21 protein-coding genes are annotated in these 26,447 nt (G+C 63.3%); 10 read left to right on the forward strand and 11 right to left on the reverse strand.

The annotated features are described in order from the left end of the window. Positions 1-245 precede the first annotated feature (245 nt). The 3 genes from H9Q09_RS19475 to dgcN all read right to left on the reverse strand — a co-directional run bounded on the left by H9Q09_RS19475 (position 246) and on the right by dgcN (position 3,962). A complete protein-coding gene (locus H9Q09_RS19475; protein WP_187392417.1) occupies positions 246-659 on the reverse strand; it encodes a DUF1850 domain-containing protein in 414 nt (137 codons plus the stop codon). Then, on the reverse strand, positions 656-2,857 hold the full coding sequence (locus H9Q09_RS19480; RefSeq protein WP_187392418.1) for a TRAP transporter permease: 2,202 nt from the start codon (positions 2,855-2,857) through the stop codon (positions 656-658). The genes H9Q09_RS19475 and H9Q09_RS19480 overlap by 4 nt, the downstream gene beginning before the upstream one ends. A 91-nt stretch (positions 2,858-2,948) precedes the next feature. Beyond that, the gene (dgcN, locus tag H9Q09_RS19485) at positions 2,949-3,962 is read right to left on the reverse strand and encodes an N-acetyltransferase DgcN (RefSeq protein WP_187392419.1); all 1,014 of its coding nucleotides are present in this window, start codon (positions 3,960-3,962) and stop codon (positions 2,949-2,951) included. Positions 3,963-4,295: 333 nt separating this feature from the next. Here dgcN and H9Q09_RS19490 point away from each other — a divergent pair, with 333 nt between their 5' ends. Together H9Q09_RS19490 and H9Q09_RS19495 are read left to right on the forward strand one after the other, a co-directional pair. Then, entirely contained in the window at positions 4,296-4,709 is a 414-nt protein-coding gene (locus H9Q09_RS19490) for a helix-turn-helix domain-containing protein (protein WP_187392420.1), read from the forward strand. 108 nt (positions 4,710-4,817) lie between these two features. Then, positions 4,818-5,435, forward strand: coding sequence for a ribonuclease H-like domain-containing protein (locus H9Q09_RS19495; protein ID WP_009211338.1), 618 nt, complete (start codon positions 4,818-4,820; stop codon positions 5,433-5,435). Positions 5,436-5,931: 496 nt separating this feature from the next. On the opposite strand, the gene H9Q09_RS19500 is transcribed toward H9Q09_RS19495, so the two are convergent. Next, entirely contained in the window at positions 5,932-8,733 is a 2,802-nt protein-coding gene (locus H9Q09_RS19500) for a TRAP transporter permease (RefSeq protein ID WP_187392421.1), read from the reverse strand. 166 nt (positions 8,734-8,899) lie between these two features. Then, on the reverse strand, positions 8,900-9,862 hold the full coding sequence (locus H9Q09_RS19505) for a TAXI family TRAP transporter solute-binding subunit (RefSeq protein ID WP_187392422.1): 963 nt from the start codon (positions 9,860-9,862) through the stop codon (positions 8,900-8,902). A gap of 207 nt (positions 9,863-10,069) precedes the next feature. Between H9Q09_RS19505 and H9Q09_RS19510 the strand changes: the two genes are divergently transcribed. The 7 genes from H9Q09_RS19510 to H9Q09_RS19540 all read left to right on the forward strand — a co-directional run bounded on the left by H9Q09_RS19510 (position 10,070) and on the right by H9Q09_RS19540 (position 18,513). After that, positions 10,070-11,437, forward strand: coding sequence for a hydrolase (locus H9Q09_RS19510; protein ID WP_187392423.1), 1,368 nt, complete (start codon positions 10,070-10,072; stop codon positions 11,435-11,437). A gap of 121 nt (positions 11,438-11,558) precedes the next feature. Then, complete coding sequence (locus H9Q09_RS19515; RefSeq protein ID WP_187392424.1) at positions 11,559-13,058, forward strand: HWE histidine kinase domain-containing protein; 1,500 nt, start codon at positions 11,559-11,561, stop codon at positions 13,056-13,058. Between the two features lie 19 nt (positions 13,059-13,077). After that, positions 13,078-14,370: a DUF2254 family protein gene (locus tag H9Q09_RS19520; protein ID WP_187392425.1), complete on the forward strand. Its 1,293-nt coding sequence runs from the start codon at positions 13,078-13,080 to the stop codon at positions 14,368-14,370. Between the two features lie 158 nt (positions 14,371-14,528). Beyond that, positions 14,529-15,260 (forward strand): pentapeptide repeat-containing protein, encoded by a 732-nt coding sequence (locus tag H9Q09_RS19525; protein ID WP_246716245.1) that lies wholly within the window; start codon positions 14,529-14,531, stop codon positions 15,258-15,260. Positions 15,261-15,586: 326 nt separating this feature from the next. Then, the gene (locus tag H9Q09_RS19530; protein ID WP_348646336.1) at positions 15,587-16,936 is read left to right on the forward strand and encodes a tyrosine-type recombinase/integrase; all 1,350 of its coding nucleotides are present in this window, start codon (positions 15,587-15,589) and stop codon (positions 16,934-16,936) included. Between the two features lie 310 nt (positions 16,937-17,246). Continuing rightward, entirely contained in the window at positions 17,247-17,627 is a 381-nt protein-coding gene (locus H9Q09_RS19535; RefSeq protein ID WP_187392427.1) for a hypothetical protein, read from the forward strand. 652 nt (positions 17,628-18,279) lie between these two features. Then, complete coding sequence (locus tag H9Q09_RS19540; protein ID WP_187392428.1) at positions 18,280-18,513, forward strand: hypothetical protein; 234 nt, start codon at positions 18,280-18,282, stop codon at positions 18,511-18,513. A gap of 75 nt (positions 18,514-18,588) precedes the next feature. Here H9Q09_RS19540 and H9Q09_RS19545 read toward each other — a convergent pair. Next, positions 18,589-19,724 (reverse strand): IS3 family transposase gene (locus H9Q09_RS19545; RefSeq protein ID WP_187392429.1). Its coding sequence is split into 2 segments (ribosomal slippage): positions 18,589-19,457 and positions 19,457-19,724, totalling 1,137 coding nucleotides; the frame shifts between segments, so codons are not numbered across the junction. 261 nt (positions 19,725-19,985) lie between these two features. On the opposite strand from H9Q09_RS19545, the gene H9Q09_RS19550 reads away from it, so the two are divergent. Next, positions 19,986-20,621, forward strand: coding sequence for a recombinase family protein (locus H9Q09_RS19550; protein WP_187392430.1), 636 nt, complete (start codon positions 19,986-19,988; stop codon positions 20,619-20,621). A gap of 365 nt (positions 20,622-20,986) precedes the next feature. Here the strand turns inward: H9Q09_RS19550 and H9Q09_RS19555 are convergent, their stop codons facing one another. From H9Q09_RS19555 to H9Q09_RS19575, 5 genes are all read right to left on the reverse strand, one after another. Continuing rightward, entirely contained in the window at positions 20,987-21,925 is a 939-nt protein-coding gene (locus tag H9Q09_RS19555; RefSeq protein WP_187392431.1) for a winged helix-turn-helix domain-containing protein, read from the reverse strand. Positions 21,926-22,054: 129 nt separating this feature from the next. Next, positions 22,055-22,699, reverse strand: a complete 645-nt coding sequence (locus H9Q09_RS19560) for a YqcI/YcgG family protein (RefSeq protein ID WP_187392432.1) — start codon at positions 22,697-22,699, stop codon at positions 22,055-22,057. 9 nt (positions 22,700-22,708) lie between these two features. Next, the gene (locus H9Q09_RS19565; RefSeq protein WP_187392433.1) at positions 22,709-23,329 is read right to left on the reverse strand and encodes an HD domain-containing protein; all 621 of its coding nucleotides are present in this window, start codon (positions 23,327-23,329) and stop codon (positions 22,709-22,711) included. 11 nt (positions 23,330-23,340) lie between these two features. Beyond that, positions 23,341-25,239 (reverse strand): hypothetical protein, encoded by a 1,899-nt coding sequence (locus H9Q09_RS19570; protein ID WP_187392434.1) that lies wholly within the window; start codon positions 25,237-25,239, stop codon positions 23,341-23,343. Beyond that, on the reverse strand, positions 25,236-26,009 hold the full coding sequence (locus H9Q09_RS19575; RefSeq protein WP_187392435.1) for a methyltransferase domain-containing protein: 774 nt from the start codon (positions 26,007-26,009) through the stop codon (positions 25,236-25,238). The genes H9Q09_RS19570 and H9Q09_RS19575 overlap by 4 nt, the downstream gene beginning before the upstream one ends. Positions 26,010-26,447: the final 438 nt, after the last annotated feature.

Consider the following 26,447-nt stretch of genomic DNA (forward strand, 5'->3'; position numbering starts at 1 on the left):
GGGCGGCGAACCTTGCTCGGGCACGGTCTCCAACGACCAAGGATGACACGGTGCGCTGCCCGCCGATCAGCCTCTCCAATTGCAAGAGGCCGTCAACAGACAAGGATGACGCGCGTCGGGGGTCGGCGCGCCTTGGGTGGGGAGTGGTTGAGGTGGCGGGAGCGACGGTTGATGGCCCGTCGGCAGCCGCTTTCGCAAACGCGGCGTTGCTGCGCCAGCTCCAAAGGCGCAACACAGCAGCTGCGTCAGCGGTGGCTGGACGCTTCATCACCAGCCGCCGGACATACCGAAATCCGCACCGGGGCGGCGGCGGTTTTGCCGAGGGTGAGGCAGCCGTCGGTGTCCGGGGTGTCCGCGACATCGCCGAGAGGGCAAAGCGTCCAGCCGGAGCCGGTGGCGCCGGAGGCGGCGAGGACGAGTTCGGGGACCGGCGCCAGATGCGGCGTGTAGACATAGGCGCCGTCGCGCAGGACGGCGTCCGGCGGCGGCTCCATGCCGGCGCCGGAGCCCTCGACGCGGCCTTCGACGACCGTCAGCCCCTGCGGCCCCGCCACCCAGCGCTCTTCCCAGCGGGTCTTCTCGACCGAATGGGTCCAGGACAGCGAGAAGGCGGTGGCGGCCAGGGTCAGCGCCTTGGCGCCGGCGGCGATGCAGATCATTCGGCCGGCGACACCGTCTCGTCGCGGGGCGCGCCACCGGCTTTGGCGGGTCCGCTGCCGCCGCCGGTGCGGTTGACCGCCTCGGGCCGGCCGTGCCGGCGGATCTGCAGCGCATGCCAGCCGAGGATCAGCGCCGCCAGGGCAAAGCCGATCTCGTCGGTGATGGGCATTGCTGCGATCAGCGTGAAGGCGGCGACGGTCGCCACCGCCCGCTCCCACCATTTCAGCGGCGCGACCAGATAGCCGATCGCCGCGGCGCCCCACAGGCCGATGGCCAGGCACGCCTTGAAGACGATGTAGGCGACGGCGGGCCAGTAGCCGATGGATTCGGCCAGCGGACCGCCATCCTGCAGCATCAAAGCAGGTGTGTAGACCGCCATGAAGGGGATGACGAAGCCGGCCAGCGCGACCTTCACCGCCTCGAAGGAGATCTTCAGTCCCGGCGCCTTGGCGATGGGCGCGGCCGCAAAGCAGGCCAGCGCCACCGGCGGCGTCAGGTCGGCGAGGATGCCGAAATAGAAGACGAACATGTGGGAGACGATCAGCGGCACGCCGAGGGCGAGCAGCGCCGGGCCGGCGATCGACGAGGTGATGATGTAGTTGGGGATGGTCGGGATGCCCATGCCCAGGATCAGGCAGGTGATCATGGTCAGCACCAGCGACAGGAACAGCGAGGTGTCGCCGACCGCCACGATGAACTGGCCGAAGGTGTTGGCGACGCCGGTCAGCGTCATCGTGCCGACGATGATGCCGACGATGGCGCAGGCGATACCCACCGGCAGAGCCGTCTTGGCGCCCTCGGCCAGCGCGTCGCGCGTCAGGAGCAGCGTCTCGCGACCGCCTCGGAACAGGGCGCAGAGAGCGATTAGCACGGCCAGCGCGATGACCACCGGCAGGATGCCGTATTCGAAGAAGGCCGCGGCGGAGACGCCGAGGCCGATCCAGAAGACGTAGCGCAGCGCCTGCACCGAGATCCGGCCGGCCAGCGGCGCACCGAGAATGAGCAGCGCCGTCAGCGCCAAGCCGATCGTGCCGGCATAGAGCGGCGTGTAGCCGGTAAACAGCAGGTAGACGAGGACGCCGAGCGGCAGGAGCAGGTACCAGCCCTTCTTCAGCGCGTTCAGCGCCGAGGGCAGCTCGCCCTTCTCCAGGCCGATCAGCCCGCGCTTGCCGGCCTCCAGATGCACCATCCAGAACACCGAGCCGAAATACAGCACCGCCGGGATGACCGCGGCCTGGACGACGGCGGCATAGGGCACGTTCAGCGTCTCGGCCATGATGAAGGCGACGGCGCCCATCACCGGCGGCATGATCTGGCCGCCCATGGAGGCGGTGGATTCGACGCCGCCGGCGAAGGCGGCGCGATAGCCGAAGCGCTTCATCAGGGGAATGGTGAACTGGCCGGTGGTCACCACATTGGCGACGCCCGAGCCGGAGATCGTGCCCATCAGGCCAGAGGAGATGACCGCGACCTTGGCGGCGCCGCCCTTGGCCCCGCCGACGAGCCCGAGCGAGATGTCGGTGAACAGCTTGATCATGCCGGCCCGCTCCAGGAACGAGCCGAACAGGATGAACAGGAAGATGTAGGAGGACGAGACGTAGGTCGGGATGCCGTAGATGCCCTCGGTGCCGAAGGCCATGTGATCGACGATCTGGCTGAACGGGTAGTAGCGGATGACGAAGGGCGACGGCAGGAAGCGGCCGAACAGGCAATAGGCGAGAAACAGGCCGGCGATGATCGGCAGGGCCGGCCCCATGATCCGCCAGGTGGCGACGAAAAGCACGGCCAGCGCGGCGACGCCGACGATCGTGTCGGCCAGCGACGGCATGCCGGCGCGGAAGATCAGCGCCTCGTATTCCCACCATTGATAGACGGCGACGCCCATGCCAGCGAGGCCGAGCAACCAGAACAGCGCCCTCAGCCCGGCATTCTCGCCCTTGATGGCGGCGACCAGCGGCAGGCCGAGCAGGCACAGGAAGCCGACATGGACGGCCCGCACGATCTGGCTCGGCAGGTCCCACAGATGCGCCGCCGTGGCGAGTTGGAAGATCGAGAAGGTGAAGGCGATCCAGAACAGGATTCGCCCTTCCGTGCCGAGCGGGAAGCCCGAGGACAAGGGATCGTGGTGGCTCACGGGCTCGCCGTCCGGCGCCAGCTCGTGATGCTTCTCCAGTTCTCCCGGCGTACCCTGACTCATCTACGGCTCCTCCCAGAGGCCTGTCACGGCCGGACCTTACATCATCGCCTCCGAAAGGCGACCGCCCTTTCCGGCACGATGGCCTCCCCCGTCAAGGCCTGCCGTAGATCCGGGCGATCTCGTCCACCACCGGCGCCGAGCCGAAGCGCACCGGATCGGTGGCCGGCAGGCCATGTTCCTCGGCCAGTTCGGCCAGCAACGCCCGCGCCGCGTCCTCATCAAGTTTGGCGGTGTTGATGCAGAGGCCGACGCAGCGAATGTCCGGATTGGTCAGCCGGCCCATGGCGATGGTCGCCTCGATGACCGCCGCGATGGTCGGCAGCGGCGTCGCCACGCCGCGCATCGTGGTGCGGGTCGGCTCGTGGCAGACGACGAAGGCATCGGGCTGCGAACCATGCAGCAGGCCGAGGGTCACGCCGGCAAAGGACGGGTGGAACAGCGAGCCCTGCCCCTCGACCACGTCCCAGTGGTCATCCGCGGCATCGGGCGTCAGCCATTCGGCCGCGCCGGCGATGAAATCGGCAACGACGGCATCGAGCGGCACGCCGCGCCCGGCGATCAGGACGCCGGTCTGGCCGGTGGCGCGGAACTCGGCGTCGAAGCCGGCCGCCTGCATGTCGCGCTCCAGGCAGAGGGCGGCGTATTTCTTGCCGACCGAACAATCGGTGCCGACGGCCAGGAGGCGCTTGCCGCTGCGCTTGTGGCCCTTGCCGGTGGCGTAGCTGCGATCGGGCTGGCGCAGATCGGTGAGCTTGCGGCCGTTCGCTTCGGCGGCCGCCGCGATGCGCGCGATCGAGCCGAGCCGCACATGCAGGCCGCTGGCAACGTCCAGACCGGCTTCGAGCGCCGCCACGATGGTGTCGATCCAGTGCTCGGGCAGAACCCCGCCGGCATTGACGACGCCGACGACCATGGTCTTCGCCCCGGCCGCGACCGCCTCCGGCACCGTCATCTCGTCGAGGCCGAGATCGGCGCCGCAGCCCGGCAGCCGCAACTGGGCCAGGCACCAGTCCCGACGCCAGTCAACGACGCCCTGTGCGGTCTTGGCGGCCAGCGCGTCCGGCACGTCGCCGAGGAACATGAGATAGGGAGGGGTGACGTTCATGGCGCGACTTTCGGGAAGGGGATCTTCTGGCCGCAGACTGACCGAGTTGGCACGGCTTGTGAAGCGGTGCGACGGCAGCGAATGCGGCAGTGCACATCTGGCTGAGGGCGGCGATCGCGAACCGGTTGTCCCGCGTCGCTCCGGCGCCCGGCGATCGTCTTGAGGACCCACGGCTGCCGACCGGGTTCGCACCTGCCAGCCGCGCCGAATACGGGCGCGGAACGAGGCTGCGCTATCACCCGATGCTCGGATGCGACAGACGAAGCGTCACTTTCGTTTTGCAAGTTGTTTTTCCGTCAAGTAACTTGCGAGGGGACGGAAGAGGAGCTGCGGATGGGGCAGGATGACCGTGACACAACGCGAGGGCATTTTCGCTCGCGCTGCTCGATCGCCCGCACGCTGGACATCTTCGGGGACAAGTGGACGCTGCTGATCGTCCGCGACCTGCTCTGGCACGGCAAGCACACCTTCGGTGCCCTGCACGAAAGCGCCGAGCGCATTCCGACCAACATCCTCAGCGACCGTCTGCGCCGGCTGGAGACCTGGGGCCTGGTCGAGCGACGCCCCTATGCGGACCGTCCGCCGCGGCACGAATATCACCTGACGGCGCGCGGCCGCTCGCTGGAGGATGCGCTTCTCGGCGTCATGGCCTGGGGGCATGGCCATCTGGACGGCGGCTTCTTCGATCCGCGCACCGGCTGGAGCACGCCGCCGCGCAGCCGGGTTTCCAACGACGGCAACGCCTGACGGCGGTACGCCGAGGACGCCGCCCCGCTCCGATCGCCGAAGACCTTTGGCCTCGCCGGCGAAATCCGGTAGAGCGAAGCAGACATTTTCCCTGAGCGAAGGCGATCCATGACCATCCGCGTCCACAAAGGCGATCTTCCCGACATCTCCCGCTACACCGGCCCGGTGGCGATCGACACCGAGACCCTCGGCCTCGACACCCGCCGCGACCGCCTCTGCGTCGTCCAGCTGTCGCCAGGCGACGGCACCGCCGACGTCGTCCAGATCGCCAAGGGCCAGAGCGAGGCGCCGAACATCACGGCGCTTCTCAAGGACCCGGCCAAGACCAAGATCTTCCACTATGCCCGCTTCGACGTGGCGGCGCTCTACCATGCCTTCGGCGTGATGACCGACGGCATCTTCTGCACCAAGATCGCCTCGCGCCTGACCCGCACCTACACCGACCGGCACGGTCTGAAGGATCTGGCCCGCGAGATGGTCGGCGTCGACATCTCCAAGCAGCAGCAATCGTCGGACTGGGCCGCCGAGACCCTGTCGCAGGCGCAGGTCGAATACGCCGCCTCCGACGTCCTCTATCTGCACGATATCATGGGCGGTCTCTACAAGCGGCTGGAGCGCGAGGACCGCATGGAGCTGGCCAAGGCCTGCTTCACCTTCCTGCCGACCCGGGCCAAGCTCGACCTCGCCGGCTGGGACGACGAGGACATCTTCTCCCACTCGGCCTGAGGGTCTCAAGTTGGTGTTGGAGGGCTGCCGCATGGGCGGCCCTCAGCCCTTGTCAGGCAGGCGATTGAGGGCGTTGCTTGCACGAAACTGAAGCCGCGTGAAAGAATGTCTCTGGCGCGGCATCGCGTGTCGCAAAACAGACTGGATCGGCCCCTTCGTCCAACGCATATGCGCGGCATCAGCAACGCGCTCGACGAAAGGCGCACACCATGACCCGCAGCCCTCTCATGCAGTCCCTCGCCGTCTCCGGCATGCTTACCGTCGCGCTGCTTGCGACTGTCGCGTTGCTGAAGCTCGTCGGCTAATTTCCGCCCCCGGCGTCGCGCTGAGAACAGCCGGCCGGATGGGCGACAGGCGACCGACATGTCAGTCGGCGCAGACATGAAAGAAGCGCGGCGAACCCGGTTCGCCGCGCTTCTTTCGTTTGAGGGGCCGGCTTCGATAGCAGCTTAGCCGAACAGGGTCGGCCGGCTTCCCGGGATGTCGCGAATGCGCCTCAGGCCGCGACGGCGGTCTGGCCCTGATGCGTCTCGTCCGCCGGACGTCGGCGGCGCTGGGCCCAGACGATCAGGCCGAGCACCGCGAGCGCGGGAATGAACATCCAGTATTTCGACGGCTGATCGGTGGGCGTGCGCACCAGGGTGATCTCCTGGTCCCAGTCGAGCCCGGCCTTCTCGGCGGCCGATCCGAAAGCAACATTGTCGATGATCGTCTTGCCGTCGCGATCGATCAGTTCCAGCCCGGCATTCTGCAGCCGTTCCTCACCGGTCGCGCCGGCCGGAAGCGGCAGTTCGACCGAACGTTGGGACGGCTCGCCGAAGGCATCGAGATAGTCGATGCGCAGGCGCAGCGGCTCGTTCTGCGGCGTCTCGGCCGCCGCCTCGACGACCTCACTGCCCGGCCGCTCGGAATAGGGCGCGACCACCATGTCCATCCAGAAGCCCGGCCGGAACAGGGTGAAGGCGATCAACAGCAGCGCGACGGATTCATAAGCGCGGTTGCGGGTCAGGAACCAGCCCTGCGTCGCCGCCGCGAACAGGAGCATGGCGATCGTCGCGACGATGGCGATGAAGATGCCGTGCGGGATGTCGACATTGATCAGCAGGAGGTCGGTGTTGAAGATGAACAGGAAGGGCAGCGCGGCGGTGCGCAGCGAGTAGAAGAAGGCGATGGCGCCGGTCTTGATCGGATCGCCGCCCGAAACGGCTGCCGCCGCGAAGGAGGCAAGGCCGACCGGCGGCGTCACGTCGGCCATGATGCCGAAATAGAAGACGAAGAGATGCACCGCGATGAGCGGCACGATCAGGCCGTTGGCCTCGCCCAGCGTGACGATGACCGGGGCGAGCAGCGCCGAGACGACGATGTAGTTGGCGGTCGTCGGCAGGCCCATGCCGAGGATCAGCGACAGGACGGCGGTCAGGAGCAGGATCGCCATCAGATTGCCGCCGGACAGGACCTCCACCACTTCCGCCAGCGCCGAGCCGACGCCGGTCTGGGACACAGCGCCGACGATGACGCCGGCCGTGGCGGTGGCGATGCCGATGCCGATCATGTTGCGGGCGCCGGTGATCAGGCCGTCAATCAGGTCGAGGAAGCCGCGGGTGGTCTGGAACCCGTAGTCGCCGGTGCCGCGGAAGAAGGCGGTGATCGGGTGCTGGGTGATCAGGATGAAGATCATGAAGGCCGCCGCCCAGAAGGCCGACAGGCCCGGCGACAGGCGATCCACCATCAGCGCCCAGACGAGGACGACGACCGGCAGGATGAAGTGCAGGCCGGATTTCACCGTCGGGCCGGGACGCGGCAGTTCGGTGATCGGCTTGTCCGGATCGTCCATCTTGGGCGCCGGATATTTCGCGCCGTACCACAAAAGGCCGACATAGACCGCGACGAGCAGGGCGAAGACCACCCAGCCGGCATTGTCGCCGAAGGCCGGGCGGATCCAGCCCATGCCGTAATAGACGCCGAAGGACAGGGCGCACAGGACGAGGATGCCGAAGACGACGCCGACGATCCATTGCAGCCAGGGCTTGGGCTCGTAGGCGCGCGGCAGGCCCTGCATGCCGGCCTTCATCGCTTCCAGATGCACGATGTAGACCAGCGCGATGTAGGAGATGACCGCCGGCAGGAACGCGTGCTTGACCACGTCGAAATACGGGATGCCGACATATTCGACCATCAGGAAGGCCGCCGCGCCCATCACCGGCGGCATGATCTGGCCGTTGACGGAGGACGCGGTCTCGACGGCGCCGGCCTTTTCGGCCGAGAAGCCGACCCGCTTCATCAGCGGAATGGTGAAGGTGCCGGTGGTCACCACATTGGCGATGGACGAGCCGGAGATCAGGCCGGTCATGGCCGAGGAGACGACGGCGGCCTTGGCCGGTCCGCCGCGCATGTGGCCCATCAGCGAGAAGGCGACGTTGATGAAGTAGCTGCCGGCCCCGGCCTTGTCGAGCAGCGAGCCGAACAGCACGAAGAGGAAGACGAAGGAGGTCGAGACGCCGAGCGCGATGCCGAAGACGCCCTCGGTGGTGATCCACTGGTGGTTGACCACCTCCGACAGCGAGTTGCCCTTGTGGGCGATGATCGACGGCATGTAGGGGCCGAGGAAGGTGTAGACGAGGAAGACGGTCGCCACGACCATCAGCGCCGGTCCAAGCGCCCGGCGCGTGCCTTCCAGCAGCACCATCAGGCCGACCGTGCCGACCATGAAGTCGGTCATGTTGGGCGCGCCGACGCGGCCCGAAATCGAGGTATAGGCGAAGAACAGATAGGAGGCGGTCGCCGCGCCGGCGATCGCCAGCACCCATTCATGGGGCAGGACGCGTCGCGACGGCGACGGCAGCAGCGCGAAGACGACCATCGTCACCGTGATGACGGGAATGTACCAGCCGGGCAGGACGCCGGTCGCGCCCTCAAGGAAGAGATAGCCGAGCAGCAGCGGCACGCCGGCGCCCAGCACGAGCTGGGGGATCGAGCGCGAGGCCGGGAAGGCGAGAAACGCCAGGAACAGCGCGAAGGCGAGATGGATCGAGCGCGTCTCGGTGTCGTTGAAGACGCCGAAGCCGACCATGAAGGGGATCGGCGAGGCGATCCAGAGCTGGAACAGCGACCAGGCCAGCGCGACGCCGGAGATCAGATAGGCGACGGGCCTGGCGGGGCTGCGTCCGCCGGTGTCGGAGGAGGCGACGAGCTCGTCGAGCTTCTCCTGCCGGGAGGTGGCGGATTCGACGTCGACGGAATCGATGGTGCGATCGCGCTCGTCGTCGAGGCTGTCGGAATGACGTGGGTCTCGGGCCATCGCAGCTGGTCACTCCGCCTGTCTGATACGCGACTACAGGAACGTTTCGGCACGCACGGCAGCGGGTCGCAAGACCGGCCTCTCGTCGTCGCCGACGCCCCGCATGGGCGGAGCGAAAGGGTGCCGGCCGGCGGACATCTGCCGCCGGCCGGCCGGATGGCGGGCCTTACAGGAGGCCGGCTTCCTTGTAGTAGCGCTCGGCGCCCGGATGCAGCGGCGCGGAATTGCCGGCCGAGATCATCTCTTCCTTGGTCAGGTTCTCGAAGGCCGGATGCAGCTTCTTGAACCGGTCGAAGTTCTCGAACACGGCCTTGACCACCTGGTAGACGGTCTCCTCGTCGACCTGGTCGGACGACACCATGGTAGCGCGCACGCCGAAGGTCTCGGTGTCCTCGGTATTGCCCTCATAGAGGCCGCCCGGGATGGTCGCCTTGGAGTAATACGGGTTCTCGTCGACCAGCTTGTCGATCTCCTCACCGGTCACTGGGACCAGCTTGGAGGCGCAGGAGGTGGTGGCCTCCTGGATCGAGCCGTTCGGATGGCCGACCGTGTAGATGATGGCGTCGACCTTGTTGTCGCACAGGGCCTGCGACTGCTCGGCGGCCTTCAGCTCGGAAGCCAGCGAGAAATCGTCCATCGACCAGCCCTTGCGGTCCATGATGATTTCCATCGTGGCGCGCGAGCCGGAGCCCGGGTTGCCGATGTTGACGCGCTTGCCCTTCAGGTCGTCGAAGCTCTCGATGCCGGAATCGGCACGGGCAACCACCGTGATCGGCTCGGGATGGATGGAGAAAACCGCACGCTCGCCGGCGAAGGGATCGTCCTTCCAGGGGTCCTGGCCCTCGAGCGCGTTGTACTGCATGTCCGACTGGGCGACGCCCATGGTCTGGTCGCCGGCCTTGATGGCGTTGATGTTGGCGACCGATGCGCCGGTCGACGGCGCCGTGCAGCGCAGACCGTTCTTCTCGCTCTCACGATTGACCAGACGGCAGATCGACTGTCCGACGACGTAGTACACGCCGGTCTGACCACCGGTGCCGATGGTGATGAATTTTTCCTGCGCGGTGGCCGCGCCGGTCGACATGGCAAGGGCTGCAAGCCCGGCTGCGACCCATCCGGTTTTCTTCATTGGGAGCTTCCTCTTTTTTGTTCCGTCAGACCCTCAATCCTAGCGGAGAGTTCGGTCGGGCCAAGTGCCGGCAGTAAGACAACTTTCCCCCTCAAGTGCAAGATGGCGGGCCGCAGCCGGCCCCGAACGCCGTCCGGGCGGTGCGGGTGGTTGCCAAGGTCCGGCGGCGCCCTTTCTTCGACCACGCAGATGGTGGAAGAGGACCCCATGACACGCTGGACACGCACAGGACGCGGCATGGGCATGGCCGCGCTGACGACGGCCCTTTGCGGGATCGTCGCCGGCGGACCGACCGTCGCCGCGGCGGCGGCTGACGAGGCCGTGCCGCCCATCGTCTTCGTGCATGGCGACAGCGATTCAGCCGCCTTCTGGATGCCGGTCCTGTGGCGCTTCCAAAGCAACGGCGTGCCGGCCGGGCGGCTGTTCGCCGTCGATATCGACCACCCGGCGGCGCGGCTCGACGACAAGGTGGCACAGGAGAACCGCTCCTCGACCGAGGACGCCGCCCGCGCCGTTGCGGCAACGGTCGACCGGGCGCTCGCCGAGACCGGCGCCGACAAGGTCGCCATCGTCGGTCACTCCCGTGGCTGCCAGAGCGCCCGCAATTACGTGAAGAATTTCGGCGGGGCGGCCAGGACGGCGACGATGGTGCTGGCCGGCTGCGTCCATCACGGCGTCTATGTGAACCCGGACGAGCGGACCGGATCGGAATATAACGGCGCCGGCGCGTTCCTGACCGCCCTCAACACGCCGCCCGCCATTCCCGACGGCATCCCGACGACGATCCTGCGGTCGGACCGCTTCGATCTCTACGCCCAGCCGAACGGCCGGTTTCTCGGCCTGCCCGAACAGGAGACCGGGATCTCCTACGACGCGCCCGAACTGGCCGGAGCGCCGACGGTGGTGCTCGACGGCGCCGACCATCGCGAGACGGCCTCCTCGCCCGAAGCCTTCATCGCCATGTACACGGCGATCACCGGCAAGCCGCCGGCCCGGCTGGAGATCACGCCGGAAGAGCGGCCTCAGATCGCCGGTGAGATCTCCGGCTTTGCCAACGGCGCCCCCACCAACCGTCCCCTTGCCGGCGCCACGCTCGACATCTTCGCGGTGGACGTCCGGACCGGCGAGCGCCTTGGCGACGCGGTGTTCAGCCAGACGGTCGGCGAGGACGGGCGCTACGGACCGTTCCGCGCCGCGCCGGACGCGGCCTACGAATTCGTGATCGCCGCAGAAAACTATCCGCTGACGCGGATCTACCGCGCGCCCTTCCCCCGCTCCACGACGCTCGCCCATCTGCGGCTGTATCCGGCGCCGGACCTGTCGGCGCCCGGCGAGATCGTTGGCATGATGCGGCCGCGCGGCTATTTCGGCATCGACGACAACGCCACGCTGGATGCCCTGCCGATCGCCGGCCGCCCGGAAAACGAGCCGGTTCCCTCGGTCTGGCGGGCCGCCGTCGCGATCCCCGGCGACACGCCGCAGACGGTGACCGGCGGTTTCGACGGCGAGGTCATCGCGGCCCGAACCTCGCCCGACGACCCCAACGATGTGGTCTGGATCGAGCTGACCAACTGACGCTGCCGGGCTTGAGCGGTTTCCGGCGGCATTTGCCGCAGCCATTGTTCGGCGGGAAAACCCCCTTACTCTTGCGATGACAGGGGGTAGACGTCTAGTTCCCTTCCATGACCTTCGAAGAATGCGCCAGCGGCCCGTATCAGCATTGACCATCCTCACCCCCACCTACACCGAAGCCGAACGGATCGAGGCCCTCAAGGCGTACGAGATCCTCGACACCCCCCGCGAGGAGGAGTTCGACGATCTCGCCCGGATCGCGTCGGAGGTCTGCGGCACGCCCATCGCGGTGGTCAATTTCGTCTCCGATACCCGCCAGTTCTTTAAGGCCGAGGTCGGGCTCGGGGTGCGCGAGACGCCAGTGGACATCTCCTTCTGCAAGCATGCGCTGCTCGCCGAAGACATGATGATCGTTCCCGACGCGACGCAGGATTCCCGCTTCGACAACAATCCGCTGGTCTATGGCGACCCGCCGCTGCGCTTTTACGCGGGCGTTCTCGTGCGCTCGGCCGAAGGCCTGCCGCTGGGCACCATGTGCGTCCTCGACCACACGCCGCGCGAGCTCGACGCCCACCAGATCCGGACGCTGCGCCTTCTCGCCCGGCAGGTCTCCGTCCAGCTCGAGCTGCATCGCTCCCTGCGGCGCACCAAGGCCGCCCTCGGCAACGTGCGCCGGCTGGAATCGCAATACCGGCAGATCGTCGACAGCGCCGTGGACTTCGCGATCATCACCACCGATCTCGACGGCAAGATCACCTCCTGGAGCCCGGGCGCCGAGCAGATCTTCGGCTGGAGCGAGACCGAGACGCTGGGCCGGCCCGCCGCGCTGGTGTTCACGGCCGTGGATCGCGAGGCCGACCTCGCCGTGCGCGAAATGGCGACCGCGCGCGAGACCGGCCGGGGCATCGGCGAAGGCTGGTACCAGCGCAAGGACGGCAGCCGGTTCTGGGCGTCGGGCGAGATCATGCCGCTGATGGGCGAGGACGAGGTCCAGATCGGCTATCTGAAGATCCTGCGCGATCGCACGGTCGAGTATCAGGCCGAGGAACAGCGCAAGGAACTGACCCACGAATTGTCGCATAGGATGAAGAACGTCCTGGCGACCGTGCAGTCGATCGTCACCCAGAGCCTGCGCACCGCCGAATCCCTCGATGCGGGGCGCGACGCGATCTCCAGCCGGGTGCAGGCGCTGGCGCGGGCGCAGGACATCCTCACCCAGACGAGCTGGTCCGGCGCCGGAATCCGGCAGGTCGTGGACGAGGCGCTGGCCGCCCATCGCGCGGGCCAAGGCCGGATCGTCATTTCGGGCCCGGACGTCGTCCTCAGCCCGCAGCAGGTGCTCGGCCTGTCGCTGGCCCTGCACGAGCTGGCGACCAACGCCGCCAAATACGGCTCGCTGTCGATGCCGTCCGGCAAGGTGGAGATCAGCTGGGACGTAGGGCCCGACAAGGATTTCCGCTTCGACTGGATCGAGCGCGATGGCCCCCATGTGAACGAGCCGAGCCGGCGGGGCTTCGGTTCTCGGCTGATCGAGCGGATCGTCGGGTCGTATTTCGACGGTGGCGGCCAGCTCGACTTTCCGCCGTCCGGCGTCGTCTTCCGGCTGACGGGATCGCTCGGTTGAGCCGGCAACCGCGCCGCTGATGGCCGGCCCGAACTCGCCCCTGCGCTGGTTCGCGAGCCTTCTGTGGCACAGTTTCTGGGGTCTGCCGGTCCTGATGATCGCAGCGGCGATCGGTATCGCCTTCACCCTTCTGCTGCTCGATGCCGGCGGCGCATCGGCCTGGATCGGCAGCTTCGGCTACCCCTTCGCGCTGTCGGGCGGCACGGCGCGCGAGCTGGCGAACACCTTCGCCGCGGTCCACGCCACCTTCGTCTCCCTGTATTTCTCCATCACGCTGCTGGTGCTGACGCTTGCCGCCGGCAATCTCGGGGTACGGCTGATCGACCGCTGGATCGGCCATGGCCGGGTCCGCTTCACCATCGGCCTCCTGCTCGGGTCCCTCGCCTGGGCGCTGATCGCCCTGGCCGCCGTCAATGCCGGCGACGGCGAGGACGGCTATGCGCGCCTGACCCTGTTCACGCTGCTCGTTGTCACGCTCTTCGTCATTTCCTGGCTGGCCTTCGCCCTGCACGATCTCGGCCGCATCATCCATGTCGACACCGACATCACGGCGCTCCGCATGGACGCGGTGGCCGACGCGACGCCGCTCCGCAGACTGGCGGCCACGGCCCCGACGATCGGCTGGACCGCCGGCCGCGGGCTCGCCGCACCCCGCGACGGCTATGTGGAGACGATCGACCGGCTGGCGCTGGCCGACCGGATGGGCGAGGCGGGCGGGCATCTGAAGCTCGTCGTGAGCGTCGGCGACTATGTCATGCGGGGCGAGCCGCTGGCCCTTCTTGCAAGCGACCCGCTGGACGACGGGCAGGCGACGGCCCTGACGCGCGCCTTCGGCATCGGCCGCTTCCGCAGCGGCGCGCAGGGTGCGCCGTTCCACGTGAATCTTCTGGTCGAGATCGCCGGCCGGGCCCTGTCGCCGGCGGTGAACGACTTCTACACGGCCTTTGCCTGTATCGACGGGCTCGGCCCGATCCTGGTCGCGCAGGGCAATCTCCCCCAGCATCCGCAATGGGTGGCTGACGCGGTCGGCAATGCCCGCGTTCTCGCGGTCGAGGATCCCTTCATCCGGCTGTTCCGCACGCCGCTGGACGCGTTGCGAAACGCGGCGGCGCCCAATCCGCAGGTGGCGATCCGGCTGATCGCCATGCTGCGCCGGGCGATCGGCATGATCGGCGATGCCGGGATCCGGCAGTTCCTCGAGGATCAGGCCCGTGTGCTTGCCGATCAGGCCAGCACAAAAGCGCAAGCCGATCGCGACCGCGCCGCCATCGCCGCGGCATGGGACGGGACGGCCGTCCCGTACGATGGGTGACGGCGCCGGGCCGCTGCAACCGGCAGTGAGGCTCGCCGTTTCATCACCATGAGGCACATAGCCCGATTGTCTCGCAACGCCGCGACGGCGATAGTCGCAAGCAAGCGCCCGGCGGCGCGGGAGGAACGCAGGTGACATCCATCAGGCGACAGCGCGCCATGAGCGACGCGGCAGCGATCGGTTCGGGCAATTCGCGGACGGTGGCCGCCACGCTGTTCGGTGGCGTCCTGGGGCTGGCCCTTGGTCTCGCCGCGCCGTCCGCGCTGGCCGCCGACTGCAAGTCATCGGCCGAGCCGGGGATCGACTGGAGCCATTGCGACCGCAGCAATCTCATGCTGTCGGGCGTCGACCTCGCAGGCGCCGACCTGACCGACACCGATTTCACTCTCACGGATCTGCGCAACGTGAATCTCGCGGAAGCCAATCTGGAGAAGGCGACGCTGGTGCGCGCATCGCTGGCCGGGGCACAGGCCGACGGGGCCAGCTTCCGCAAGGTCGAGGGCTACCGCGCCAACCTGTCCTATCTGGCGGCCAGGGACGCGGCCTTCGAGGGCGGCGAATTCCAGCGGGCGAGCTTCGATGCCGCCAAGCTGCCCGGCAGCCGCTTCGACAAGGCCGAGCTCGGCCGCGCGTCGTTTCGCGGCGCCGATCTCACCGGGGCCCGCTTCAGCTACGCCAATCTCGCCCGCGCCCAGTTCACCGGCGCGACCCTGACCGGACAGCCCGATTTCACCGGCGCCTATCTGTATCTGACACGGCTGGAGGGGCTGGATCTTGCGACGGCGACGGGCCTGGAACAGGCGCAGCTCGATCTCGCCTGCGGCGACGACGCGACGCGCCTGCCCGACGGCCTGCAGCGCCCGGCCGACTGGCCATGTCCGCTGGAGTGAGAGCTGAGAGTACGGTCGGCAGGACCCGACAAAGGGCCGCGAGACAACCGCGCGATCGGCACTCGTCGTGGCAGGAGCCAGGACAGGCCATCGGTCATCAGGGCACAGGGACGGACCGCCCGGTGGCTCGCTGTCTGTTCAGAATGGTGAGGGAAGAATTTGGTGGAGCCAAGCGGGGGCTCTGAGAGAAGTTTCTATCCCCTTGTAAACGCTGAAAGGCTAGACAAACCAAGCGTTTCAGGGTACGCGGGCGAGGTACGCAGTGGGGTACGCAGGGGGTTAGTTTGTCGAGAGCGTCTAGCGGCGATACCCGCTATCTGGAAAGGATGGGAAACGGCGGGTGGCGGGTGACCATCGCCGTCCCACGGAGCCTTCACAAGAAGTTGGGGACTCGGCTCAAGCGGTCCCTCCAGACCGATAGTCTCGCAGTCGCTAATCAGATGAAGTGGCAAGCGGTCGCTGACCTGAAGGCGATAATCGACCACGCTACAGGGGCGACAGATCACCACAAGCTGCGGCGCGAGGCGCTGGAAATGGCAGCCTATCTGCAGCGCGCGCAAACGGATGAGGAACGTGAGCGCCTCGACTTTGGCATATCCTTGCGCGCGGACGAACTCGCAGGCGATCCGGTTGCAACTGAGGTGGACCCGGAAAGCGGCGGTCCGCTGTACGAGCTTGATCCAGACCGCGCCAAGTTAGCGGGTGATTACGTTCGCATGGTGCGGGGTGAGATGACGCCGCTCGATCACTATCACTCTGCCTACCTCGCACAACTCCAAGTCAAACCTCGGACGCGCGCGGACGATGAGCGTGCGCTCGCTTACCTCGTGACGTGGTGCGAGCGCGAGCGTGTCCCGCCCGATATTCAGTCGATCAGCCGTAAGGTCGCTGTGAGGTTCATGGATGGGCTCCACACGGTCGCTGGCTCAAAGAGCCCCGTCACCCTTCAGAAGTATCTCAATCGCCTTGGATGCTATTGGAAGTGGCTGCTGCACCGGGAGCACGTCGCCTCCAACGTTTGGCAGGGGCTGAAGTACGCGAAGCCGGTCGTGGCCCATGACGAGCTTGAGCGCCCGTTCTCCAAAGACGAGATGCTGCGACTTCTGAAAGGGCCGGCACCTGAGGCAATGCATGACCTCATGAGGATTGCGGCGCTGACGGGCGCGCGCATCGACCCCATCGTCGACCTGAAGGTGAAAGACTGCCGTGACGGCGTCTTCATGTTCAAGCCCCAGAAGAAAGAGAAGTCCCCTCGCGCGGTGCCGATCCACTCGGCCCTCACGGAGATAGTCGAGCGGCGCGTGAACGGACGCGCTGACGACGATGATTTCTTCCCCGAGTGGCCATCGCCTCAGAACGGGTCGCTGCGGGAGCGGTCGTTCAAGGCATCCAATGCCTTCACCAGCTATCGTAGATTGGTCAATGTGGATGCAACCGTTCCGGGGAAGCGCCGAGCGCTGACGAATTTCCACTCGTTCCGCCGTTGGTTCATCACAGAGGCAGAGCGAGCCGATCAGCCTGAGCACATCATAGCCGCCGTTGTCGGGCACAAGAGACAGGGTATGACCCTTGGACGGTATTCGGCAGGGCCTCTCATGGAACAGGCACGTCGCTGCGTCGAGGCCGTGCGGCTACCCGAGCGAGATTCTGACCATCCGGACAGGGAGACCAGCTGATTACCCGACCCTCTAACGGTGCCGATTACCCGACCCTTACGGGGAGAGCGACCAGAGGTATTAGGGGGAGGAGAGGTTTTGATCAGGGAGTTCCTGATGAGGTCTCCCCTCTCCCTGTTTCTCTAATGGCGATGATGATGGTGGAGAGACGATCATCCCCACCTAGACCAAGAGAGAAAGGGGAACCTATAGTAGACCTATAGGTGTGCCCACTAGGACCGGTCTCGCACACGAGGAGCAAATCGGCGGCCCCTCGTCAGGCACGAATAACCAACTAAGACGGTCCCTTCGCGTCGACAGGATATCTCCGATGAAACTCCGAGCTGGTCTTCTTGCAGTCGTCGTGACAGCATCACCTGCATCGGCCATCGCAGTCGATGAAAGCGGCGCAGCACTAGTGCACATTTATGGCTCGCACACCTGCGCGCGCTATCTTCAGACCTACGGGGACGAGCAAGCCGCGCGGTCACGAGTGAATACTCCCAGAGAGGGGGTCTACTATGACATGGGCTTCGCCAACACATTCTCTTACGTCATGGGGGTCATGAACGGCATCAACATGGCGAAGGAAGGTAGGGTTGACTGGTTTCACCGGAGTACGGCCGCTACCATGTTGGTCATCAAGACACATTGCGAGGCGGAGCCGACAAGTTCCGTTCCCGACGTACTGTATAATTTGACGGTGGAGTAGCGGGGTCCAGGACACTTTTATCCGTGGCTCAGTTGGGCGTCGCCGCCCTTCAGTGCCACACAGCAGCCCGTACAAGAGTGTTTGTGTGTTCCCGTTGCCCCAATCCAACGGAGGGCCTGAACGCTCATTCTGCCCCCTCCTGAAGGCCCCCAACGCCATGAAGGTTATCCTAGCCATCAGCCTGCTCGCTAACTTCTGGTTGGCCACCACGGTGATCCGCTTGGAGAACTTCCACTACGCCGTCCAGACGGGAATGTGTGCGGAGCATTCAGGCGACCCCATCGCCCGCCAGAAGTGCCTTAACGAAACTGAGACGCGGACCCACCGGGGTTGGCATCTTGGGTACGCCTTGGGGGTGTTCTAGAGGGCCGTTTTGGGGGCCGAAAAATCTGAGTTGGCATCAATGGAACCAGCTTGTCGAAGCCCCCCCCTGCCTCCCTCCATGGTCAGTCGCTTTGCCGATGCGCAAAAGCTCCCCACGGCTCATCTGATCGTGGGTTCCGCTGCGTTCGTGAGACACGTACCTCCTCTCACTTTGCCCGCCACTCAGCGGATATTGCGCTTTCCTACGTCCTATAGCTGGCAAAAGAATCCCGAACTGGAACTCGATCTGACTTAGAGTGATCATAAGCCCACATCGAAGGGAGAAGTCATGCCAGATACGCCCACACAGCTAACCGCTGAAGAAGCTGTTCTGCTCGACCAGATTTTCCGGGATGGACCGCAGCAGGTGCAAGATCGGCCGGCTGCGTTTGGTCTGATCGATAAGGGGTTTGCTCAATGGGCCGATATGTTCGGCACGCTTGAGATAACCGAAACTGGCCGATTGTCTGCAGGTAGTTATGAGCTTACCCGGTCGGCACGAAGACCCCAGTCTCCCAATTAGACCTGCCGGCACGGAGAGGTGGCTCGGTTTGTCTGAACAGACTCATCGGCCTGGTAAGTGGATTGCCTGCCGGGTTTAGGCCGCTGCGAGAAGCGGCCGGTTGAAGTAGGCGTGGTCCGGTGTTTTCCGACCCAAGCTCGAATGCGGGCGTCGTCCGTTGTAAAATTCCAGGTATCTTCCGATCGATGCCCGGGCATGGCTGACGGTCTCATAGGCCCGGAGGTAGACCTCCTCGTATTTCACGGACTTCCAGAGCCGCTCAACGAAGACGTTGTCGCGCCAGGCGCCTCTGCCGTCCATGCTGATCTTGATGCCCTCGGCCATCAGGACCTTCGTGAAGTCGATGCTGGTGAACTGCGAACCCTGATCCGTATTGAAGATCTCGGGCTTGCCGAACCAGCCTATAGCCTCCTCTACAGCCTCGATGCAGAAGTCAGCTTGCATCGTGATGGACAGCCGCCAGCTCAGCACCCGCCGGCTGAACCAGTCGACGACGGCGGCAAGATAGACAAAGCCGCGGGCCATCGGGATGTAGGTGATGTCCATCGCCCAGACCTGATTGGGCCTCGTCACCGGCAGCTTGCGCAGGAGATAAGGATAGATCTTGTGGCCTGGCGCAGGTTTCGAGGTGTTCGGCCTGCGGTAGATCGCCTCGATCGCCAGTCGCTTCATCAGCGTCGCGACATGAAGGCGGCCGACGACGATGCCTTCCCCGGCGAGGAGGTCGCGCAGCATACGGCTCCCGGCGAAAGGATATTCCAGATGCAGCTCGTCGATCCGCCGCATCAACGCGAGGTCGGCCGGGGGAACCGGGCGCGGCAGGTAGTAGACGCTCCCTCGGCTGATCCTGAGCTCACGTGCCTGCCGGGCGATCGGCAGATCGTGCGACCGGTCGATCATCGTCTTGCGCTCGGCAACAGTCCGACCTTGTCGAGCGCGCCTTCCAAAAAATCGTTCGCCAGCGTCAGCTCCCCGATCTTGGCATGCAGCGTCTTCACGTCGACCGTCGGTGCCGCGGCAATCGCAGCCGCTTCCGGCCCAAAGACACCGGCGGCACCTTCCAGGAGCTGGGAACGCCACTGCGTAATCTGATTGGGATGCACATCAAACTGCTGTGCCAACTCGGCAAGTGTCTTCTCGCCGCGCACCGCAGCGAGCGCCACCTTCGCCTTGAAGGCCGGGTTGTGGTTCCGTCTGGGTCTCTTTGTCATCGGCTCTCCTGATCACGGCCATCCTGGCCGCCTTCAGGCAGACAATCCACTCAGCCCGCTGTGCAGATTGCCCAAGCCACCTCTCGGTCCGTTCTCCTAGTAAACGCGTGTGGCCGCGCGTCACGGCAATGCCAAGCCGTCACACGTTTTTTGGGTATGCCTCAGGCGAACCTGCCTTGCGGTGGTTCTGGAAATACCGCTTGACCACTCAAAGCGAACTGATATTTATCGGACCAGCCAAATCGAACTGTTGGTGATCCGATGCTCGTTCGCGCCTACCTCCGCGCCTCTACCCAAGACCAAGACGCCAGCCGCGCCCAAGCTGACCTCGACGCCTTCGCGACTGACCGTGGTCTCACCGTTGCGGGCTACTATCGAGAGAACGAGAGCGGCGCAAAACTCACACGACCCGAACTGTTCCGCCTGCTCGCCGACAGCCGTCCGGGGGACATCCTGCTTGTTGAGCAAGTCGACCGGCTATCTCGCTTGACCTCCGGGGACTGGCAGAAGCTGCGCGCTGAGATTGCTGCCCGTCAGGTTCGTGTGGTCGCTCTGGACCTCCCGACCTCTTGGATGCTTGCGGATGCCGATGCGGAGAGCTTCACGGCACGTATGGCGGAAGCCATCAATGGCATGCTTCTCGACATGCTCGCGGCTGTAGCTCGCAAGGACTACGATGATCGTCGCAGGCGGCAGCAGCAGGGCATTGCGAAGGCGAAGACCGAGGGGAAGTATCGGGGGAGGCCGGAAGATACCGAACGCAATGCGGCCATCGTCCGTCTGCTGGAGAGCGGGCAGTCGTGGTCAAGCATCGTCGCGGCGACAGGCTGTTCGCGGTCGACCCTTTCGAAGCTAGCGAAGCGGGTTGCTGAGAGCAATGAAATGACGGCGTCGTGAACGCGGTGGTGTAGCGTGCTCGCGGTACCTGCTTGTATTCGGGAAATGTGCGGGACGGGGCGTATCGATTTTCTACGACTACACTCGAGCGCGAGCAATTCAAAAGTCCAATATCAGTCCGTGGGATGCGCTTGGGCCGTTGCATAGTCATCGCAGCCCAGCGGCCCTGGCGTGAGAATACGGGATTGGATGCACGACGGGAGGGTTGATGCGCGGCTTGCTCACAATCCCCAATAAGCTTGCAGTTCGCAAATCCCGTTGGACAGGGCACGTTCGATCAACGGGATAGCCAGCTTCTCGATGGGCTGGCAAACGAATACGGCTCCGTCTGGTGGCTAGACGCTCTTACGAACCGCTTGTTTTGCTCACGTGTCGTGCTTGATGAGATCACGCACATGCCCCTCAGTGAGCAAGAACTGCGACGTGGTATCATAATCCTCGAGGGAATTGGGCATCGCGTTTGGGTCAATCCAACGCAAATCGTTCACTGACAAAGCTGCCTTCGTTGGTACGAACTCAGCGGGACAACGATAGCTCAACACCATGTGGAGGGTCGTAGGCGCATCCTCTGTGCGTACAGTCTTCACACCGAACCATGGCGTAACCTCCTTTCCATATCGTGCCCGCTCCGCCAGACGCCTAGGCAGACCAATCCCCGAATAGAGTTCGTCCACCGCACTCGCTACAATGCCGAACATACTCTCATAGAGCAGATCGATTTGTTTCGCCGTCACAGCACCACCGAGGCCGATCGTGCGCCTACCGTAGAGAGGATCAGTTCGAGGGAAATACCGCCCGCACCTGAACGAAAGAACACGCTTGCCATCATGGACAACCAAGAAACTATGGACCGCAGCTGTATTTTCTTTTCGGCGAATTTCATCAATTGACCGATATGAATATCGACCGGATAGGAGGAAATCCATAACTCTGGAGAAGGAGATGCTGGAGCCATCCTTGCGCGAAATCTGATCTATATCTATATCAAGCGAAAGAACGTCCGAGGCTGTTAGCTCCTTGCGGCGAGGTCGCGCATAGTACTCGCCGACCTCGGCTTCTTTTGTCCGTTGGAATATTCGTAAATAGTATCGCCCCGGTGCAGTTCGGAAGAATATACTTTCGTGGCCGAACTTGGCGATGTTCTCGCTTAGCCGTGCTTGCAGCGTGCGATCCTGTCGTGCGCCGTAAAGATGACTTGGCAGCAGCTTCCGACGCGTCGCTTCACGGATGATTTCGGCGGCCGACAGCGGCTTTCCAGATCCCAACAGCACACGCTCAGCAATGTCGAGATACGAGCCTGTCACGTCGTCCTTCTCCAGGTCGCGCCGTCATATGCCGAGCTTCAGATGACACTGATCTCGGCGGCCGAACAGACCATAACATATTTTCACGACAAACAGCCGTACCATCGACATGGGTACGACGCACGTTTCCTACGAGCAAGGGGTTGCGTGGCTCGGCGGCGCGGACCTCCACCATTCCACCGGAGGCTCGCATGGTTTGAGTGGAAAGACGAATGCCAAGGCCTTTCTGCGGCCATCGATTGTCTGGCCGTCATAAGGCATATCCGCTGCGGCGAACCGTCTTCGTATATCTTCCTTCAGAGCGACGCGTGACCGATTAATGTTACAGAAATCGAATGTGAACTCCGGTTGGAAAAAGACATACATATGATATCGATCATCGACGCGCTTCGAATGCGGCCACTGGTAGCAAGCGGCGAAGAGATTGAGGAAGATCGCCTCCTCACCGAAAGTGAAATTCCACTCCTTCGCACCGATGTCGCCATCAAGGGAATGTTGGCATGAGGAATCGTGCCTGCCGAGTTCAAAGATTAGCCGGCGAAAGCAGGATACAACCTGCTCGAAAGAGGTTGGATCGCCAACCTTGATTTGCGCCACGAAGCCCTGAAGCTGCTCGCGCCTGCACCTCGGCAGGTGATGCCGTAGCCCATCAGCAATCAATGCGACGTTCTCGTCGAAGCCGATCTCATCGGACCATTGCGGTCCATAATCGATTTTCGATGTTACCGCAAAAGGACAGAGGGTCGAAACCCTCAGCGCTTCAAAGTTGTCCATTAGCTCGCGTCATTCTTTTGACCAGTCACCGGAATTCAGGCGATTCCGCGCCTTGAGATGCCACTCATGACTGCAGCGATTGCGTAAAGCCTCGTGGATCTCTCGCGCAGTGTTCGTGTGCAAGCTAGCAGCGACCGCCCCGCGCGTGGGCTCAAGTGCCGAAGCAATTCTCGCACCCGAGTCCGCCCTTTCACGCAGTTCGAAATCGCAGTCGAGATTGTCCGCATCCTTAACAATTTTCGCTTCGAGCGTGTCCCCAATAGTCATTTCGTTGTGCAGATCGCGCAGATGCCCTGCCAGCGAAGTGTCCTCTGCCATCTCTCGGATGGCATCATTTACCTCTTCGGTACGATACATTTTCTGGACGTAGTTTGCGTCTCCAACTCGGCTCTCGTGGAGATCATGAACCAGCGCCATCTGAACAACTCTATCCACGCGAGCGCCTTCCCTCATGGCAATTAGCATAGCAATGATCGTCATTCGGAAAGAGTGTTCTGCGACGTTTGCAAATGGCAGGCCGCCGAACTGCCTCCAAGAGCGATCAACGTGCCTGAGCGTTCCGATCTCGAACAGGAAGTCGATGTCATTTAGGATGGCGTGGTTACGATCAGTGGCCGGAGCACCGCTCATAGGCGTCTTCCTCATAGTTTCGAGACTAGGCAGAGCGATACCGCGGCCGCAGCTAACGCAGCATATGCATGCCAAATATCGTTCTTTCCGAGACCGTAGTCGCAGATGCCTCTAACGACCATCGCTGACCGTCCGAAGGTCCACGCAGCCTCAAGTGCGCCGGCGCCCTCCATCTCCATTGCCCGAAGGTTGTACTTTTCCGCCATTGCGTCTCTGAACTCTGCGTCTTTCACCAGAGAATCTGACGAGCCAATCTTCCCACGGAAGAGCTTCGGTTGATTTAGTTGTCGTCCAGCATCGACTGGATGAGCGACTTGTGAGCCGTCGATATCGAGTACCACGTCAGTATCCGCATTTGGCCGAGCAAAAAGCTGATAATCCCCTTGCCTTGGTCCGTTTACAACGGCGGTTTCAATAAGCTGGAGCCACGGGGATTCACCCAAAAGACTATCTGTCTCTAATTCATTCAACGCTCGAAGCATTCCGGCGGGCGGAGGTGGAAGATTGCTACGACTTTGCTCCTCTCCATGCGGAAGCTTTGTTTTATGGTCGATGTGTATGACGCCTTCGCGGTCGCCAACTACCACGTCCCCGAGCCGAACATGCTTCCCTAGGTCCGAGGGCTTCGGTACGCCAAGCGCAATGCCGCAAAACAAGAGGTGTTCGACGGTCCCGAACGACCTCAGCAGATTCGATGCGGCGGCGGCGGCCGAAAGATTGCCCATCCTGTGCAATAAGCCTATGAGCACTTTCTTCTCGTCACCACCTGCGGCGGAGAACGTCCCAGCCCAGTACGAGCCGGGGTCCCCATCTACACGCACGGTATCACCGTTCCCTATCAAGTGGCGGAGCGCGGCAAATTCGATCGGCAGCGCTGTAAGAATTGCCGCATCGAAAGTGCGGGACTCATCATTTTTTGATCCCGAATCCAGGGTGGGGGACTCCATTACCAAATCCATCTGAGAGTTTTTCGAATCACGCGAATCGTCCATCAGTCGAGCCTGCAACAAGCTTCGCAGATGTGCCGCCAATTGCGCTGTGTCACCACCAGAGGCGGGGGCCAGAAGCTCTGCAGCAAAGCGTTCCCACTCGGCGCTACAGGCGATTTCGAACAGAACAGAGGAGGGGGCTGCCAGCAATAATTCCGCGACGCGATGAGACGCAAGACCTGCGAGAACGTCAGGGTAATTCAGTTTGCGGCAGTTCGCGAAACTTGATTCGAGTGAAGATGACGAAAGATACGGTACTTCGGTTAGTACATGCGCGCCCAACGAAACTCCATATCCGTCTATGTAAGCTCTCTCAATAGGGAGAGCGACGACGTCTTCAAGCGCCCCGATATGTCCTGCTGCCTGGAGCAGACTTGCCGCATGGGCGGGAACGAACGCTCGGCTTCCAAGATTCTGCGGAACATCTTCCCAAATTCTCTCAAAACCCGATGGAAGCGGCGTTCCTGTCTTTTTCCTCACTTGCTCGAGGAACTCGCTGTCATCGAGCATTTCGTGCCAGACACGCGTGATTTCTGACGTCGATGAACCCTTCTTTTCGACGTAGGTCGGCAGGGAGAAACGATGACGCTTTTGATAGGCTTGCATCAACTCTCTGGGCGAACCAACGCCATATGCGGCCGCCTTACGCTCAAGATGCTCGGTGACATTGGTATCACCTGCCGCCATCTTGAGAACGTTGTGTTCACGGAACTCTGGGAGTTCCTGCAAAACGCGGCGACAATCTGGGCTCTCGAAGAGGGAGGACGCTGGGAAGTAAACTTCTCGCGAAAAGAGGACGGCAATTTTCAACGCGTTGGAGAGTGACCGGGCGATATCGGCCGGCGAAGTGAAATTCAGTTTTGCACGTCGCACATGGTAGTAGTCGGCGAAATGTACGTAGAGAGACGTTACGGGTTTCATTCTTGGCGCACGAACTCCATTGCAACGATCCGTTTGTCATCGGCTCGTTCGAGGAATCGCATGTCGCTCATGACCGTGCCTGCAGCGAGCATATGTGAAATGCAGTGCTCGAGACGATGAGCTACGAATGGTTCCGGCTGGTCAGTAAACCGATCAGGCTTGAAGATCGACGTCTCGCCGCGCCTGTAAGCATGGATCGCGTCCATACTTCGTTCGCGTACGCACATTTGGACAACGTCCTCGAGAAGGTCCGGCAGGTAGATGACAAATGTGCCGCCGGTTCTTACCAGCCCTATAAGGCTCCTCGCTATGTCCGCGTTCATGCCGAAGTCGAGGCTGGCAAAGCAACTAAAAGCGAGGTCAAATTTACCGGCCCATTCCTCATTAGAACTTAGGATGTCGTATTGAACCGGCTCGATCAGATCGTCGCTTTCAGTCAGGTCAGTTGCAAGTTGAACCATCCGTGGGTCGTTCTCCAGCAAGATCCATCGTACATCTTCGCGAGAATGCTGGACTGCAGCTAAACGAGATATGTAGCCTGTGCCGCTGCCAACATCTGCGATCAGGTTCGGCTGGCTACGAGCGAGTCGATCGAGCATATCTGGAACAATTATCCGGTTTCTAACGGGATCCGATCGGCATCCCTCCTCCCAGAGTACCGGGTCGCGCCCGAACGGCACCGTCTCAATCTGATCTTCCAATGACCACCTGACCCACTCTAAAGATTTCAACAACACGATTGCGAAATACGAACGAGAATTGTTACGCATTTGGTCCCACGGCGAACCGCGACTCTATCGCATATCTAACTCAAAGTGGTTGCAAAAATAGCTGGAGTGTATCCGGTACATGAACATGCTGGGCCGCGTCGTGTCGGTGATTGCGAGGTTATCATCGACCTTACGTTCTCAAGACAGCACTCGCCGGCAAGACTGTCCGAACGGATATGGCGTTGCGACGATGATATTATAACCGCTTCAACCATAGGTCTGGCCGGCGATCTAGAACAGCATTCTCGAGGCGCTGACTACAACAGGTGCCCTGGGCCCATCGGCCTTCATCGACTCCGGTTAGAGCACATCCCCCGATCCACGATCGGATATGAAATGTCGATATGCACAGCGTCTGATTCGAGGTGCGACCCAGTGGAAGCGGGGGAGATGGCATCCGATGTGCTTACACGTGCACATGAGGTACCTTCCTCGGGT

The organism is Aurantimonas sp. DM33-3 (assembly GCF_014334315.1).
GTDB lineage: Bacteria > Pseudomonadota > Alphaproteobacteria > Rhizobiales > Rhizobiaceae > Aurantimonas > Aurantimonas coralicida.